Source organism: Paraburkholderia sejongensis (assembly GCF_020880815.1).
In the GTDB taxonomy this organism is placed as follows: Bacteria; Pseudomonadota; Gammaproteobacteria; order Burkholderiales; family Burkholderiaceae; genus Paraburkholderia; species Paraburkholderia sejongensis.
This window is the reverse complement of record NZ_JAJITD010000002.1, coordinates 49,091-65,012: the sequence shown is the minus strand read 5'-3', so window position 1 is coordinate 65,012 and position 15,922 is coordinate 49,091. Positions and strand designations below refer to the sequence as shown.

General features: G+C 64.8%; 13 protein-coding genes. 8 read left to right on the top strand and 5 right to left on the bottom strand.

Annotated features, from left to right (window positions below):
• Window positions 1-94 precede the first annotated feature (94 nt).
• From LJ656_RS03840 to LJ656_RS03825, 4 genes are all read left to right on the top strand, one after another.
• Window positions 95-631: a superoxide dismutase family protein gene (locus tag LJ656_RS03840; RefSeq protein WP_230507961.1), complete on the top strand. Its 537-nt coding sequence runs from the start codon at window positions 95-97 to the stop codon at window positions 629-631.
• 156 nt (window positions 632-787) lie between these two features.
• Window positions 788-1,357 carry a dCTP deaminase gene (dcd, locus tag LJ656_RS03835; protein ID WP_008924193.1) on the top strand — a complete coding sequence of 190 codons (570 nt, stop codon included), beginning with the start codon at window positions 788-790 and terminating at the stop codon, window positions 1,355-1,357.
• A gap of 90 nt (window positions 1,358-1,447) precedes the next feature.
• Entirely contained in the window at window positions 1,448-3,733 is a 2,286-nt protein-coding gene (locus LJ656_RS03830; RefSeq protein ID WP_230507960.1) for an arginine/lysine/ornithine decarboxylase, read from the top strand.
• Window positions 3,734-3,735: 2 nt separating this feature from the next.
• Window positions 3,736-4,476, top strand: a complete 741-nt coding sequence (locus tag LJ656_RS03825; protein WP_230507959.1) for a lysozyme inhibitor LprI family protein — start codon at window positions 3,736-3,738, stop codon at window positions 4,474-4,476.
• Window positions 4,477-4,536: 60 nt separating this feature from the next.
• Here LJ656_RS03825 and LJ656_RS03820 read toward each other — a convergent pair whose 3' ends face one another.
• The 4 genes from LJ656_RS03820 to zwf form a co-directional block, all read right to left on the bottom strand.
• The gene (locus LJ656_RS03820; RefSeq protein WP_230507958.1) at window positions 4,537-5,469 is read right to left on the bottom strand and encodes a bestrophin family protein; all 933 of its coding nucleotides are present in this window, start codon (window positions 5,467-5,469) and stop codon (window positions 4,537-4,539) included.
• A 175-nt stretch (window positions 5,470-5,644) separates the two neighbouring features.
• Window positions 5,645-7,561 (bottom strand): bifunctional transcriptional regulator/glucokinase, encoded by a 1,917-nt coding sequence (locus LJ656_RS03815; RefSeq protein ID WP_230507957.1) that lies wholly within the window; start codon window positions 7,559-7,561, stop codon window positions 5,645-5,647.
• On the bottom strand, window positions 7,539-8,237 hold the full coding sequence (pgl, locus tag LJ656_RS03810; RefSeq protein WP_230507956.1) for a 6-phosphogluconolactonase: 699 nt from the start codon (window positions 8,235-8,237) through the stop codon (window positions 7,539-7,541). The genes LJ656_RS03815 and pgl overlap by 23 nt, the downstream gene beginning before the upstream one ends.
• Window positions 8,238-8,305: 68 nt before the next feature.
• A complete protein-coding gene (gene zwf, locus LJ656_RS03805) occupies window positions 8,306-9,769 on the bottom strand; it encodes a glucose-6-phosphate dehydrogenase (RefSeq protein ID WP_230507955.1) in 1,464 nt (487 codons plus the stop codon).
• Between the two features lie 476 nt (window positions 9,770-10,245).
• On the opposite strand from zwf, the gene LJ656_RS03800 reads away from it, so the two are divergent.
• The 4 genes from LJ656_RS03800 (at window position 10,246) to LJ656_RS03785 (ending at window position 14,746) form a co-directional block, all read left to right on the top strand.
• Window positions 10,246-11,493, top strand: a complete 1,248-nt coding sequence (locus tag LJ656_RS03800; protein ID WP_230507954.1) for an ABC transporter substrate-binding protein — start codon at window positions 10,246-10,248, stop codon at window positions 11,491-11,493.
• Between the two features lie 231 nt (window positions 11,494-11,724).
• Window positions 11,725-12,663: a carbohydrate ABC transporter permease gene (locus LJ656_RS03795; protein WP_230507953.1), complete on the top strand. Its 939-nt coding sequence runs from the start codon at window positions 11,725-11,727 to the stop codon at window positions 12,661-12,663.
• On the top strand, window positions 12,653-13,510 hold the full coding sequence (locus LJ656_RS03790) for a carbohydrate ABC transporter permease (RefSeq protein ID WP_230507952.1): 858 nt from the start codon (window positions 12,653-12,655) through the stop codon (window positions 13,508-13,510). Before LJ656_RS03795 ends, LJ656_RS03790 begins: the two co-directional genes overlap by 11 nt.
• A 120-nt stretch (window positions 13,511-13,630) precedes the next feature.
• Window positions 13,631-14,746 (top strand): ABC transporter ATP-binding protein, encoded by a 1,116-nt coding sequence (locus tag LJ656_RS03785; RefSeq protein WP_230507951.1) that lies wholly within the window; start codon window positions 13,631-13,633, stop codon window positions 14,744-14,746.
• 138 nt (window positions 14,747-14,884) lie between these two features.
• On the opposite strand, the gene LJ656_RS03780 is transcribed toward LJ656_RS03785, so the two are convergent.
• Window positions 14,885-15,808 carry a LysR family transcriptional regulator gene (locus tag LJ656_RS03780; RefSeq protein WP_230507950.1) on the bottom strand — a complete coding sequence of 308 codons (924 nt, stop codon included), beginning with the start codon at window positions 15,806-15,808 and terminating at the stop codon, window positions 14,885-14,887.
• Window positions 15,809-15,922: the final 114 nt, after the last annotated feature.

Here is a 15,922-nt window from a genome sequence, read left to right as displayed (position 1 = left end):
CCTCTTTTTGCGCGTGCTCTCGCGGTATCATGTCGACTTCACAGGTTCGGCTCGGCGGCCGCAGGGGCGGCTGCCAGGCCGGCAAGAGGATCGCATGGGAAAACGAATCGACGGGCAGGCGGTGCATGCGTTCATCGTTCTGACTGCCGGCTGCGTATTACTGAGCGGCTGCGGCGTATTCCTGAGACCACAGGAAAAGCGCGCCGACGCGCAGTTGCTGCCCACCGTGGGCAATCAGGCGCACGGCCTCGTGAGCTTCATCGAGCGCTCGGACGGCGTGCAGGTTACCTACAATCTCGCGGGCCTGCCGCCCAATAGCGACCACGCGTTGCAGGTCCACGAGCGCGGCGACTGCAATGCCGCCGACGGCTCCAGCGCCGGCCCGGTGTTTTCGCCGGCCGCCGAGCGCCTGAAAGCGGGCGCCCGCGTCGAGGGCGATCTGGGCAATATCCACGCGGATGCGAATGGGGTGGCGACCGGCTTCATCGTTGCGCCCGACGTCTCGCTCGACGGCATCCGCTCGGTGTTGCAGCGCGCGGTCCTGCTGCATCACGACGCCACCGACCCCTATGCGTATCCGCAGCACGGCGCCGGCGTCGCGCTGGCGTGCGGTGTGATCCGCCAGCAGTGAGCGCCACGACGGCCGCCGCCGCTCGCGGCACAGCAGGCCGCACTATCGGCGGCAGCATTCTCGTGATCGCGTAAAATAAGCGCCTTCGCCGGCCGGCCGGGCGCTGGCCGCGCGTTTTTCACCCCATCAGTTATTCACGTCGAGCAGCGTTCACCTATGACCATCAAATCCGACAAGTGGATCCGGCGCATGGCCGAGTCGCACAAAATGATCGAGCCGTTCGCGCCCGATCAGGTTCGCGTCTCCGAGGACGGCCGGAAGATTGTCAGCTACGGCACCTCGAGCTACGGCTACGACATCCGCTGCGCCGACGAATTCAAGATCTTCACCAACATCAATTCGACGATCGTCGATCCGAAGAACTTCGACGAAAAATCGTTTGTCGATTTCAAGGGCGACGTCTGCATCATTCCGCCGAACTCGTTCGCGCTCGCGCGCACGGTCGAGTATTTCCGCATCCCGCGCAGCGTGCTGACCGTGTGCCTCGGCAAGTCGACCTATGCGCGCTGCGGGATCATCGTCAACGTGACGCCGTTCGAGCCGGAATGGGAAGGCCACGTGACGCTCGAATTCTCGAATACGACACCTTTGCCTGCGAAGATCTACGCGAACGAAGGCGTCGCCCAGGTGCTGTTTTTCGAAAGCGACGAGATTTGTGAAACGTCGTACGCGGATCGCGGCGGCAAATATCAAGGTCAGCACGGCGTCACGTTGCCGAAAACGTGACGTTCGCAGCGTCCTGACCCATCAGCTATTCGGGTGACCGCTGCGCTTACGACATAACGCAGCGGTCGTTTTCTTTCTGGAGAATCGCCCATGAAGTTTCGTTTTCCCGTCGTCATCATCGACGAAGATTTCCGCTCCGAGAACATCTCGGGTTCCGGCATCCGGGCGCTCGCCGAAGCCATCGAGAAAGAAGGCGCGGAAGTGCTCGGGTTGACGAGCTACGGCGATCTGACCTCGTTCGCGCAGCAGTCGAGCCGCGCATCGTGCTTCATCCTGTCGATCGACGACGACGAACTGCTGCCGTACGTCGATAACGTGGTGGTCGAGGGCGAGACGCCGGAACTGGCGGCCGCGATCGTCGCGCTGCGCGCGTTCGTGACCGAAGTGCGCCGCCGCAACGCCGACATCCCGATCTTCCTGTACGGCGAGACGCGCACCTCGCGTCATCTGCCCAACGACATCCTGCGCGAACTGCACGGCTTCATCCACATGTTCGAGGACACGCCGGAGTTCGTCGCGCGCCACATCATCCGCGAGGCGAAGGTCTATCTCGACTCGCTCGCGCCGCCGTTCTTCAAGGAACTGGTGCAGTACGCGGAAGAGGGGTCGTACTCGTGGCACTGCCCGGGCCACTCGGGCGGCGTCGCGTTCCTGAAGAGCCCGCTCGGCCAGATGTTCCACCAGTTCTTCGGCGAGAACATGCTGCGCGCGGACGTCTGCAACGCGGTCGACGAACTCGGCCAGCTGCTCGACCACACCGGTCCGGTGGCGGCCTCGGAGCGCAACGCCGCGCGCATCTTCAGCGCCGACCATGTGTTCTTCGTGACCAACGGCACCTCGACGTCGAACAAGATCGTCTGGCACGGCACGGTTGCGCCGGGCGACATCGTGCTGGTCGACCGCAATTGCCACAAGTCGATCCTGCACGCGATCACGATGACCGGCGCGATTCCGGTGTTCCTCACGCCGACGCGCAACAACTTCGGCATCATCGGCCCGATCCCGCGCAGCGAGTTCGAGCCGGAAAACATCCGCAAGAAGATCGAGGCGAACCCGTTCGCGCGCGAGGCGCTCGCAAAGAATCCGAACCTGAAGCCGCGCATCCTGACCATCACGCAAAGCACGTACGACGGCGTGGTCTACAACGTCGAGATGATCAAGGAAATGCTGGGCGAGTGGCTCGACACGCTGCACTTCGACGAAGCGTGGCTGCCGCACGCCGAATTCCACGAGTTCTATCAGGACATGCACGCGATCGGCGCGGGCCGTCCGCGCATCGGCGCGATGATCTACGCGACGCATTCCACCCATAAGCTGCTGGCCGGCATCTCGCAGGCCTCGCAGATCGTCGTGCAGGATTCGAAGAACAGCCGCTTCGACAAGCATCGCTTCAACGAAGCGTATCTGATGCATACGTCGACCAGCCCGCAGTACGCGATCATCGCGTCGTGCGACGTCGCCGCGGCGATGATGGAGGCGCCGGGCGGCACCGCGCTGGTGGAGGAATCGATTGCGGAGGCGCTCGACTTCCGCCGCGCGATGAGCAAGGTCGACGCCGAATACGGCGACGACTGGTTCTTCAAGGTCTGGGGCCCGGACCAGTTCGCGGAAGAGGGCATCGGTTCGCGCGACGACTGGATGCTGCGCCCGGACGACGCGTGGCACGGCTTCGGCCCGCTCGCCGAAGGCTTCAACATGCTCGACCCGATCAAGGCGACGATCGTCACGCCGGGTCTGGACATGGACGGCGGCTTCGGCGAAACCGGCATTCCGGCCGCGATCGTCACGAAGTACCTGGCCGAGCACGGCATCATCGTCGAGAAGACCGGCCTGTACTCGTTCTTCATCATGTTCACGATCGGCATCACGAAGGGCCGCTGGAACTCGATGGTGACCGAGCTGCAGCAGTTCAAGGACGACTACGACAACAACCAGCCGCTGTGGCGCGTGCTGCCCGAGTTCGTGTCGCATCATCCGATGTACGAGCGCGTCGGTCTGCGCGATCTGTGCCAGCAGATCCACAGCGTCTATCGCGCGAACGACATCGCCCGTCTGACGACCGAGATGTACCTGTCCAGCATGGAGCCGGCGATGAAGCCGTCCGATGCGTTCGCGAAGCTCGCGCACCGGGAGATCGACCGGGTACCGATCGACGAACTCGAAGGCCGCGTCACGTCGATCCTGTTGACGCCGTATCCGCCGGGCATCCCGCTGCTGATTCCGGGCGAGCGTTTCAACAAGACCATCGTCAACTACCTGCGTTTCGCGCGCGAGTTCAACGAGCGGTTCCCGGGCTTCCATACGGATATCCACGGGCTGGTCGGCGAAATGATCAACGGCCGCATCGAGTACTTCGTCGATTGCGTGCGCGTCTGACAATGCGGCAAGCGAAGTTCCTGGCAGGCGTTCCTGCTGGCTGGCGGCGCGGGGCCCGTGTGCTGGCCGTCGCGCTGGCGGCCGGCGGCGCGCTGCTGACCGGCGCGTGGCCGTCGGCCGCGCGCGCGGAAGTGGCCGCCGCCGATCCGATCGACGCGTCGATGCGCGCGTGTCTCGCGCGCTCCGACATGTCGACGACGATGGGGCAGGTGCAGTGCATGGACAACGCGCGGATCGCGTGGAAGGCCGCCGCCGACAGCGCGTTCCAGCAGCTGGAATCGAAGTTGCCGCCGACGCGGCGCCGGCTGTGGCAGAAGGGCCAGGCGAGCTGGCTCGCGTGGCGCGATGCGGAAAAGCTGCTGCTCGCCGCGGTGTTCGCGACGACCCAGGGCTCGATGTACGTGCTGGCCGAAGCCGATATGCAGTTGCAGCCGGTGCGCGACCGCGCGCTGGTGCTGCGCAGCGCGCTCGCCGCCGTGGGCGGGCCGGCGCCGCGCCGGCCGCGCGCATGCAACGCCGATGCGCGCTGCGAACACGCGATGTTCGATCTGAACCGCTACTACCGCGTGCTCAATACAAGGATGCCGCCGCCGGCGCGGCCCACGCTGGGGCGCGCGCAACGCGCGTGGCGCGCGTATCTGGATGCATCGACGCCGCTCGTCGACGAGCGCGGACGGATCGACATCATCGGCGCGCGCGTCGCGACGGTCAAACGGCTGTCGGAGACGGTCGGCAACCACTGAGCGCGGCGCCGGCATAGCGCCGGCAGGGCAGCGGCATTTGCGCCCTGCGCACCCGCTCTCTCAATCCAGCTGATAGCTCTCTTCCCGCGGTTGCGGCACCGCAACCGCTGGCTCGCCGCGCAGATCGCGCATCGCATCCTCGATCATCGCCGACATCGTGCTCAGCGCGAGGTCGTTGTCGTCGGTGCCGAACGGCTCTTCGAGTTGCGACGCGATCGCTTCGTGCGCCATGAACGTGTACGCGACGAACACCGCGAACACCGGCGTAAAAACTCCGATGCTGTCGACCAGCCCGAACGGCAGCGACGCGCAGAAAAAATACACGGTGCGGTGAATCATCACCGAGTACGCAAACGGCAGCGGCGTCGACGCGATCCGTTCACAGCCGCCGATCACATCCGACAGACCGTTCAGATTGCGGTCGAAAGCCAGTACGCCGAACGAATCGAGCGCGCCCGCGCGGGCCTGGCGCTGCACCCATTCGCCCAGGCACAGCATCAGCGTGGCCGGCTTGTAGCGTGACGCGTTCACGCGCTCGAACAGCGCGGCGGGCAGATGCGCGGCGAGGTCGTCGCGCGGATCGGTCTTGCGCAGTTGATGGCGCAGCGCATGCGGCAGCGCGCTCAACAGCGCGAGAAATTCGGCGAGTTCCTGGTTGGGCAGCTCGCGCCCCGGCAGCGTCAGCGTCAGTGCCTGGCGCGTCAGCGAGCGCGACTCGTTCAGCAATTGCCCCCACAGCTTGCGCGCTTCCCACCAGCGGTCGTAACTCGCGTTGTTGCGAAAGCCGAGAAACACCGCGAGCGCGATGCCGATCAGCGAAAACGGCGCGGTCGTGTTCAGGTTCAGCGTGACCGGCAGCAGATGATCGTGCGCGGCGAGCGCGACGATCGCGATGCAGAAGATCAGGAACAGCCGCGGCAGCAACTGCGGCAATACCGAGCCGCGCCACGCGAGCAGCATGCGGAACCAGTGGAGATGCGGGCGGATGATCATGGCGCGGAGCGGGTGACGGGCGACAGGGCTTCTATTATCGAACGGCTGCGCGCATAAAGAAAACCCGCGCGGCGCGCTCCGAAGCCGAAGCACACCGCGCGGGTCGATCCGTCTACCGCCAGCGGTTCCAGCCGCGCCGTCGGCCGCGTGATCAGTCGCCCGATCCGCCGCCCGCTCAGTCGCGCGCCGACGAAGCCGCGCCGTGGCTCAGCCAGTCGAGCACCGCGGTCGCGTCGTCGTCCGCGCCTTCGCGCGCGCGCTCGACCGTCTCGGCCACGTCGTCGCTCGGCACCGCGCGGCGAATCGCGACGCCGACCGCCAGGATGTCGATCATTACCAGATGCAGGATGCGCGAGATCATCGACAGCTGCGACTCGCGAATCTCGATGTGATCGGTCTCCAGCGCGACGGTCGCGCGCTTGGCGAGCGGCGTGTTGCTCGAGGTGATCGCGATCACCTTCGCGCCGGCCTGCATTGCGACGTCGAGCACGCGCAGCAGTTCGGGCGCGCGGCCCGACTTCGACACCGCGACGATCACGTCGCCCTTGCCGAGCAGCGCGGCGGAGGCCGCCTGCATGTACAGGTCGCCGTAAGCAATCGTCGGGATGCCGAAGCGGAAGAACTTGTAGTGCGCGTCCTGCGCGACGATGTTCGAATTGCCGAGCCCATAGAACTCGATCCGGCGCGCGCCGTTCAGCAGATCGATCGCGCGTTCCACGTGCTCGAAGTTCAGATGCTCGCGCAACTGCAGGATCGCCGACACGGTGTTGTCGAGCACCTTCGCGCCGAAGTCGGTCGCGGTGTCGCCCAGATGCACCTGGCTGTGGCTGACCGGAATCGTGCCGGTCAGGCCGGTCGCGAGCTTCAGCTTGAAGTCCGACAGCCCCTGGCAGCCGAGCGAGCGGCAGAAGCGGATCACGGTCGGCTGGCTGACGTCGGCCTTGCGGGCGATATCGACGATCGGATCGTTGATGATCGAGCGCGGATGGTTCAGCGCGAGATCGGCGACGCGGCGCTCGGCCGGCGTCAGCGCATCGCGCATCTGGCGAATCCGCTCGAACACCGCCGACGAGCTGCCGCCCGCGCGATTCGACAGCTGCTCGGCGAGGATCGCCGAGACGCCGAGAAAGGCCGGATATTCGGCGGTGATCACATAGGTCGGCACGTTCTGCAGGTACGGCTCGAAGCGGCCCTTCGCCTCGAAGCGCTTGCGAAACGACGAGCGCGCGAAGAATTCGCCGAGCCGCGGCACCACGCCGCCGCCGATATAAATGCCGCCGAGCGCGCCGAGCGTGACCGCGATATTGCCGGCGAAGGTGCCGAGAATTCCGCAGAACACGTCGACCGATTCGGCCGCGAGCGGCTCGCCGTCGAGCGCGCGCTTGACCACTTCGATCGTGTCGACGTTGGCCGCCACGCGCTTCTTGTCGCGGCCCGCGAGCGCGCGATAGATCACTTCGATGCCGGGACCGGCGGCGACCCGTTCGAACGACACGTGCGACCACTTCTTGCGCGCGTACTGCAGCACGATGTCTTCGCGCTCGTCGGCCGGCGCGAAGGTCGCGTGGCCGCCTTCGCTGCCGAGCGCGATCCAGCGGTCGTCGGCGGGGATCAGGCCGGACACGCCCATGCCGGTGCCGGGGCCGAGCAAACCGATCACGCTGTTGGGCCGGCGGGTGCCGCCGCCGACCTGCACGCGCTGCGCGTCGGTCAGACCCGGCAGCGCCATCGCGAGCGCGGTGAAGTCGTTGACGACCAGCAGCGTATCGAAGCCGAGCGCGCGGCGCGTCGCTTCGATCGAGAAGGTCCAGTCGTGATTGGTCATGCTGACCTGGTCGCCGTCGACCGGGTTCGCGATCGCGATCGCCGCGTGATTGACGCGGCCGATCTTGTTGTCCTTCAGATACTTCTTGATGACGTCGGCGACACTCGGATAATCCGCGCACGGATAGACCTGCACCGAGCCGATTTCGCCGGGGCCGGTCTCGAGCGCGAAACGCGCGTTGGTGCCGCCGATGTCGGCCAGCAGCCTCGGTCCGTCGGCGTGCTGCCCCGCGCCCGGGACAGCCTTAGTTTGCACACCAGTAGACATCGAGTCTCACTCCCTTGTCGGTTGCCAACTGCGAGATGGCATTTTTTTGTGGCGAAGCGGCGGCTGCGTTGAGCACGTCCAGCTTGCGCGGTCCTGCGATCAGCAGAAACAGATGTTTGATTTCCTTCAGCGCGGACAGCGACCAGCTGATACGCGCATGCGGCGCCGCGCCCGGATGCACGGCGACGAAGCGCTCGCGCGTGGTGATCGCGTGATCCCATTCGGGCGCGTCGGCGAAGATTGATGCGGTGTGGCCGTCCTCGCCCATGCCGAGCACCGCGACGTCGGGCGCCGCGGCAAAGCGCGGGTCGGCGTTCAGCGCGGCGACGTGCGCGTCGAGCGGCTGGCTGAAGTCGACCAGCGGCCAGAAGGTCGCGTCTTTGGCCGCGTTCTGCAGCAGCGTCGCGTGCGCGAATTGCGCATTGCTCGCGCTGTCGGTGTCGGGCACCCAGCGGTCGTCGACCAGCGTGACCGCGATCCGCGGCCAGTCGAACGCTTGCGTGGATAGCGTTTGCAGGAACGGTCGCGGGCTGCTGCCGCCGGACACGGCCAGTAGCGCCGGGCGTGTCTGCGCGGCGGCCTGTGCGGCCAGCGACGCATGTAACGCGTCGCCCACCGCCTGCGCCAGCGCGTCGGATTGGGCGCGCTGGTCGTCGAAAGCGTGAAGCTCGATCACTTCTCCTCCGTGCTGCATTCTTGTTAGATGTGCGCAATCAGCGCTGCTGCTCGCGCGCGGTCAACCAGTCAATTCTCTTCTTCGAGCCAGCAGGTGCCGTGCTGCGCGAGCATCGCGCTCGCCGCGGCCGGTCCCCACGTTCCCGCCGCGTATGGCTTGGGCGGCTTGTGCGACGCCTGCCATTCGTTCAGGATCGGCTCGACCCAGCGCCATGCGGCTTCCTGCTCGTCGCGCCGCACGAACAGCGCGAGGCGGCCGTGAATCACGTCGAGCAGCAGCCGTTGATAAGCCTCCATCTGGCCTTCGCGGAAGAACTGGTCGAACGCGAGGTCCAGATGCACGCTGGCAAGGTTCATCCCTTCGCCGGGCTGCTTGGCGAGGCAGTACAAACGGATCGTCTCGTTCGGCTGCAGCCGGATCACCAGCCGGTTCGCGCCGGCGCGCAACGCCGACGCGCCGAGCGCCGAATGCGGCACTGGGCGGAAGTTGACGACGATCTCGGCGACCCGGTCGGCGAGCCGCTTGCCGGTGCGCAGGAAAAACGGCACGCCGGCCCAGCGCCAGTTCTCGATTTCGACCTTCAGCGCGACGAAGGTTTCGGTCGTGCTATCCGGCTTCACGCCATGCTCGGTCGCATAGGCGGGCACCGGGGTGCCGCGGATCACGCCCGCATGATACTGGCCGCGCACCGCGACCTTGCCGATTTCCAGCGGATCGATCGGCTTGAGCGCGCGCAGCACGCGCAGCTTTTCGTCGCGCACCGAGTCCGAATCCATCGAGTGGGGTGGTTCCATCGCGACGATCGACAGCAGCTGCAACAGGTGGTTCTGCACCATGTCGCGCAGCGCGCCGGTATTGTCGTAGAAATCGCCGCGCGCTTCGACGCCGAGTTCCTCGGCGATCGTGATCTGGATGCTCTCGACCCATTCGCGGCGCCACAGCGGCTCGAACAGCGCATTGCCGAAGCGCAGCGCGAGCAGGTTCTGCACCGGCTCCTTGCCCAGGTAATGGTCGATCCGGTAGATCTGCTCTTCCGCGAAGATTTCGCCGACTGCGTCGTTGATCGCGTTCGACGACTTCAAATCGTAGCCGAGCGGTTTTTCGAGCACGATGCGCGCGTTCGTATTGAGTCCGACCGCGGCGAGCGCGCGGCAGATCGGCACGAACAGCGACGGCCCGGTCGCCAGGTAGAACACCCGGATGCCCGGCAGGTCCCGCAGCGCGTCGCGCAGCAGCGCGAAGTCGTCCGGTTGGCCCAGATCGATCTTCACGAACTCGATGCGCGCGAGGAAGCTTTCCCACGCGCTCTGGTCGAGTCCCTTCTTCGACACGTGCGGTTTCACGTGTTCGTCGACCCATTGCAGGTACTCGCCGCGATCCGCGACGTGCCGTGCGACCGCGACGATCTTGCCGGTCTCGGCGAGCATGCCGGGAGCACGATGGGCCTCGAACAGCGCGGGCAGGATCTTGCGCATCGACAGATCGCCGGTGCCGCCGAACAGAACAAAAGTGAAGCTTGAATCGGTTTGCATGAGTCTCCGTCGATGTCCTGAGGGGCCGCCGAGCCGACTGGACACTGAACGCGCAGCGACCGTGAAGAGCGACCGTAGTCCGATAAAATATTTTTTGACACTGAATTGTAGTTTAACTACAATCCAAATCAAGAGGTAACGCTAATTCGATCAAAAAAGCGTGCGCTGGTCAGACCGAACGCACGTTGCCCGCGACCTGGAGTACGGGCCGGAACCGGGTTGGCGTATGAGGCACCTCGAGTCTGCCGCGCGAAGCGGGCAGGCAAAAATCAAAAGAGGAGACAGTCAGTTGCATCCCGAACCACTCACCTCTTGAGCGTCCAGCGGCCGGACATCGGTCCGCCGGCACATGCCCTCGCGCATGCGCCCGACCGTGCTCGATCGCCCAGTGTTTTGCCTGTTTGAACCAACCACAGCACCCTGGCGACATCAGGGGCCATTCGTTTTTTTGTTCAGGTGTCTGGAGGAGATAAGCAATGAAATTTCGCGCGATCATGGGCGCTCTGTGCGCTGCGGGTCTGATGTGTGGCGTGTCGGCCGTGCAGGCCGCGGAGTCGATCGAAGTGCTGCACTGGTGGACTTCGGGCGGTGAATCGAAGGCCGTCGGCGTCCTCAAGGACGACATGACCAAGCAGGGCTACACGTGGAAGGACTTCGCGGTTGCGGGCGGCGCGGGCGCTGCTGCAATGACCGCACTGAAGACCCAGGTGATCTCGGGCAACGCCCCGAGCGCCGCGCAGATCAAAGGTCCGCTGATCCAGGACTGGGCTTCGCAGGGCGTGCTGGTGCCGATCGACCCGGTCACCGGCGACTGGAAGAAGAACCTGCCGCCGGAAATCGACAAGATCATGCACGCGGATGGCCACTATGTTGGCGCACCGTTCGGCGTGCACCGCGTGAACTGGCTGTACATCAACAAGGCGGCACTGGACAAGGCAGGCGGCAAGGTGCCGACCACGTGGGCTGAGTTCTTCGCGGTGGCCGACAAGATGAAGGCCGCCGGCATCCAGCCGATCGCGATGGGCGGCCAGCCGTGGCAAGACCTGACGCTGTGGGAAGACGTGGTGCTGTCGCAAGGCGCGGACTTCTACAAGAAGGCGCTGGTCGACCTGGACGAGAAGACGCTGACCTCGGAAAAGATGGTTCAGGTGTTCGACACGGTCCGCAAGATCCAGGGTTACTTCGACGCGGGCCGCACCGGCCGTGACTGGAACCTCGCAACCGCGATGGTCATCAACGGCAAGGCCGGCATGCAGTTCATGGGCGACTGGGCGAAGGGCGAATTCACCAACGCCGGCAAGAAGTCGGGCAGCGACTTCATCTGCGCGGTCGTGCCGGGTACCGAGAAGGCCTACACGTTCAACGTCGACTCGTTCGTGTTCTTCCAGCAGAAGGGCCAGAAGGCAGCCACGCCGGGCCAGCTCGCACTCGCGAAGACGATCATGACGCCCGAGTTCCAGGAACAGTTCAGCCTGTACAAAGGCTCGATCCCGGTGCGCCTGGGCGTGCCGATGGACAAGTTCGACGATTGCGCGAAGAAGTCGTACGCGGATGAGCAGGTCGCGATCAAGGCCGGCGGTTATGTGCCGTCGCTCGCGCACGGCATGGCTCAGCCGGATGCGGCAGCCGGCGCGATCTCCGACGTCGTCACGAAGTTCATGAACTCGCAGCAGGATTCGAAGACCGCGGTTCAGGCCCTCGCGAAGGCAGCGAAGACGAAGTAACGCAGTCACCGAAGCGTTGCGCCCGGCGTTCGATGTAGCACGCGCCGGGCGTGTCCTTCGGGCCGCCTCGCGTGGACCCTCGCGATTGCCGCGCGCTGTTGCGCGCCCGCTCGCGAGGTTCGACGCGAGGCGGCGCGAGCCAGGTTTCATGAAGTCACATCCAGGCCGTCGGGCCCGCGCGCGATCCGCACACGAAGCGCCCCACGGTACAGTTTCAGCAGGAGTCGAGTAGTGACTGCTTCCATCAGCGGGAACGGCAAAACGGCTGCCGTCACCCGCCGCGCGTCGCCCATGGCGGCCCTTGCCGATCGCTATATCCCGAAGCTGGTGCTCGCGCCCAGCGTCATCATCAGTCTGATTTTCGTGTATGGCTTTATCGCCATCACCGGCTATCTGTCGCTGTCCACCTCGCGGCTGATGCCGCGCTGGGAGTTCGCCGGTCTCGACCGCTATCGCGAACTGTTCGACAACGACGTGTTCTGGACCTCGGCCGCCAATCTGGGCTGGTTCGGCATTCCGTTCATCGCGATCTGTATCGGCCTCGGCCTCTTTCTCGCGATTCTGCTCGATCAGCAGATCCGTAACGAAGGCGCGCTGCGCGCGGTGTTCCTGTACCCGATGGCGCTGTCGTTCATCGTCACCGGTACCGCGTGGCAGTGGATTCTGACGCCGAGCATCGGCATCGAGAAGGTGTTTCACGACTGGGGCTGGACGAGCTTCTCGTTCAACTGGCTCGGCGACCCGGACCGGGCGATCTTCTGCGTCGTGATCGCGGCCGTGTGGCAATCCACCGGCTTCGTGATGGCGCTGTTCCTCGCCGGTTTGCGCGGCGTCGACGGCGAAATCTTCAAGGCTGCGCAGATGGACGGCGCGGGCTTGCCGACCATCTATCGCAAGATCGTGATTCCGAGCATGCGGCCGGTGTTCTTCTCCGTGCTGCTGATTCTTTGCCACATCACCATCAAGACCTTCGACCTCGTCGTCGCGCTGACCGCCGGCGGTCCGGGCACGTCGTCGTCGCTGCCGGCCATCTTCATGTACACGTTTTCGTTCAATCGCGGACAGCTCGGCGTCGGCGCGGCATCGTCGATCATGATGCTCGCCACCGTGGTGGCCGTGCTCGTGCCGCTGATGTATCTGGAATCGAGGAGCACCCGCAATGCAGCCTAAGATGACGATCAGCCGTGCCGTCATTTACGCGGCCCTGATCCTGTTCGCCCTCTACTTCCTGTTCCCGCTGTACGTGATGCTGTCGACGTCGTTCAAGGATATCGACCAGCTGCGCACCGGCAACCTGCTGACGCCGCCCACTTCGTGGAGCTTCGCGCCGTGGATCAAGGCATGGAGCGGCGCCTGTACCGGCGTGCGTTGCGACGGCATGCAGCCGTTCTTCATGAACTCGGTGCGGATGGTGATTCCGGCCGTGCTGATCTCGTCGATCATCGGCGCGTTCAACGGCTACGTGCTCACGCACTGGCGCTTCCGCGGCGCCGATCCGATCTTCACGATGCTGCTGGTCGGCTGCTTCATCCCGTTCCAGGCGATCCTGCTGCCGATGGCCCGCTTCGAAGGCATGATGGGCCTCTCGAATACCACGACGGGTCTGGTGCTGGTCCACGTGATCTACGGCATCGCGTTCACCACGATGTTCTTCCGCAACTTCTACGTGAGCATTCCGGCTGAACTCGTGAAGGCCGCGCGGATCGACGGCGCCGGTTTCTTCACGATCTTCACGAAGATCCTGCTGCCGGTATCGCTGCCGATCTTCATGGTGTGTCTGATCTGGCAATTCACGCAGATCTGGAACGACTTCCTGTTCGGTATCGTGTTCTCCGGCGTCGATTCGATGCCGATCACGGTGGCGCTGAACAACCTCGTGAACACCTCGACCGGCGTGAAGGAATACAACGTGGACATGGCCGGCGCGATCATCGCGGCGCTGCCCACCTTGCTCGTCTACATCATCGCCGGACGTTACTTCGTGCGCGGCCTGACGGCCGGTGCCGTGAAGGGCTAAGCGGGTTCAATCAGCAGAGAAGCAGGGGTGTGCCCCTTCCGGCGCGGCGGCGGTTGGTTCAATCGCGCCGCTCTCAGACAGACGTTTTCAGGCAGTACCAGAGACTAGAGGATTCACAGCATGGCAAGCCTTTCCATCCGTGACGTGTACAAGACCTACCCGAACGGGGTGCCGGTTCTGAAGGGTGTCAACATCGACATCGAAGACGGTCAGTTCCTGATTCTGGTCGGCGGCTCGGGCTGCGGTAAGTCGACGCTGCTCAACATGATTGCCGGTCTCGAGACCGTGACCAAGGGCGAGATCCAGATCGACGGCAAGACGGTGAACAACCTGTCGCCGAAAGATCGCGACATCGCGATGGTATTCCAGTCGTACGCGCTGTATCCGTCGATGACGGTGCGCGAAAACATCTCGTTCGGCCTGAACATCCGCAAGGTGCCGAAGCAGGAGCAGACGCAGATCGTCGAGCGCGTGTCCAACACGCTGCAGATCACGCATCTGCTCGACCGCAAGCCGGGTCAGCTGTCCGGCGGCCAGCGCCAGCGCGTCGCGATGGGCCGCGCTCTCGCGCGCGATCCGGTGATGTTCCTGTTCGACGAACCGCTGTCGAACCTCGACGCGAAGCTGCGCATCGAGATGCGTTCGGAAATCAAGCTGCTGCATCAGCGCCTCGGTACGACGATCGTCTACGTGACGCACGACCAGATCGAAGCGATGACGCTCGGCGACCGCATCGCGGTAATGAAGGACGGCATCGTCCAGCAGTTCGGCGCGCCGCAGGAAATTTACGACTCGCCGTCGAACCTGTTCGTCGCGGGCTTCATCGGCGCGCCGCCGATGAACTTCATCGAAGGCAAGCTGGTCGAGCAGGGCTCGGCTGTCGGCATCGAACTCGATACGGGCGTGACGCGCAAGGTGCTGGCGCTGCCGTTCGAAGCGGCGAAGCTGCGCTCGCACGTCGGCAACAAGGTGATTCTCGGCCTGCGTCCGGAGCGCATCACCGACGCGCGCGGCGCGCACGGCGACGATTCGAAACTGCAGCCGGTTGAAGTGAAGGTCGACGTGATCGAGCCGACCGGTCCGGACACGCTGGTGTTCGCGCAGGTCAACGGCAAGCGCATCGTGAGCCGTGTGCACCCGGCGTCGAACCCGCAGCCGGAGAACAACGCGACGCTGCTGTTCGATACGTCGAAGGCGGTGCTGTTCGATCCGAGCAACGAAGAGCGGATCGCGTAAGCGGTGGCTGTTGCGCTCGCTGTAAAAGCGTAGCGAAACGAAGCGAAAACCCCATGCGTTGTAGAGCGCATGGGGTTTTGTTTTTGCGGCGGCGGATTGGCGCGAGATGGGGCGGGCGGCGCGCAGCTCGCGAACGCGCTAGGCCGCCGCTGCCGGCACGCGCAGATCCGGGTTATTGGCCGCCAGCTCGCTGACCCAGTCGATGAATGCGCGCAGCCGCGAACTCAGATTGTGGCGATGCGCGTACAGGATCGACAGCGGCGTGCCGGGGCTGCGGTAATTGCCGAGGATTTCCGTCAGCGCGCCTTGCTCGATCAGCTCGGCGACCATGAAGCGCGACGGCTGGATGATGCCGTGGCCGAGCACCGCGGCGCTGATGTACACGGAGCCGTCGTTGACCGCGAGCGTGCTGTCCATCGAGACCCGTTCGATCTCGCCGTTCACCTCGTACTCGAACGGGAACGTGCGGCCGGTGCGCGCCGATACGTAATTCACCGCGCGATGCTCGGCGAGTTCTTCGAGCGTCTTCGGCGTGCCGTATTTGTCCAGATACGCGGGCGACGCGCAGGTGACGATCCGCGCCACGCCGATGCGTTTGGCGACGAGGCTCGATTCCTCAGGCGTGCCCATCCGGATCACGCAATCGACGCCGTCCTGGATCAGATCGATGTTGCGGTCGGCGAGCCCGAGGCGCACGTCGATCGCCGGGTACTGGCGGTAGAAGTCGTCGAGCGCGGGCAGCAGCAGCGAGCGCGCGAGCGTGCCCGACGTATCGACGCGAATCGTGCCGGCGGGATTTTCGCGCTTGTTCGACAGCGACGACTCGGCGTCGGCGACGTCGGCGAGGATGCGCACGCAGCGCTCGTAGAACGACGCGCCGTCTTCGGTCACGCTGACCTGGCGGGTCGAGCGGTTCAGCAGGCGCACGCCGACGTGTTCCTCGAGCGCCTGGATCGTGCGGCTGACCTTCGCGCGCGGCAGGTCGAGCGATTCCGATACCTTGGTGAAGCTGTTCGCTTCTACCACGCGCGTGAAGATTTCCATCGCTTCGAAACGGTCCATGACGTGCCTTGTGGTGGTGGCCGGGAGGAGGGCGAGGCGGCCTTGCGAGTGGAAGTCTACAGGGACGAAAACGGCTTGTCTCAGAGTGGCTGGCGGGCGGCGTGGCGGCCCTGC

Coding starts and splice junctions, on each gene's coding strand:
- LJ656_RS03840 (WP_230507961.1), top strand. CDS start 95: ATGGGAAAACGAATCGACGGGCAGGCGGTGCATGCGTTCATCGTTCTG.
- dcd (WP_008924193.1), top strand. CDS start 788: ATGACCATCAAATCCGACAAGTGGATCCGGCGCATGGCCGAGTCGCAC.
- LJ656_RS03830 (WP_230507960.1), top strand. CDS start 1,448: ATGAAGTTTCGTTTTCCCGTCGTCATCATCGACGAAGATTTCCGCTCC.
- LJ656_RS03825 (WP_230507959.1), top strand. CDS start 3,736: ATGCGGCAAGCGAAGTTCCTGGCAGGCGTTCCTGCTGGCTGGCGGCGC.
- LJ656_RS03820 (WP_230507958.1), bottom strand. CDS start 5,469: ATGATCATCCGCCCGCATCTCCACTGGTTCCGCATGCTGCTCGCGTGG.
- LJ656_RS03815 (WP_230507957.1), bottom strand. CDS start 7,561: ATGTCTACTGGTGTGCAAACTAAGGCTGTCCCGGGCGCGGGGCAGCAC.
- zwf (WP_230507955.1), bottom strand. CDS start 9,769: ATGCAAACCGATTCAAGCTTCACTTTTGTTCTGTTCGGCGGCACCGGC.
- LJ656_RS03800 (WP_230507954.1), top strand. CDS start 10,246: ATGAAATTTCGCGCGATCATGGGCGCTCTGTGCGCTGCGGGTCTGATG.
- LJ656_RS03790 (WP_230507952.1), top strand. CDS start 12,653: ATGCAGCCTAAGATGACGATCAGCCGTGCCGTCATTTACGCGGCCCTG.
- LJ656_RS03785 (WP_230507951.1), top strand. CDS start 13,631: ATGGCAAGCCTTTCCATCCGTGACGTGTACAAGACCTACCCGAACGGG.
- LJ656_RS03780 (WP_230507950.1), bottom strand. CDS start 15,808: ATGGACCGTTTCGAAGCGATGGAAATCTTCACGCGCGTGGTAGAAGCG.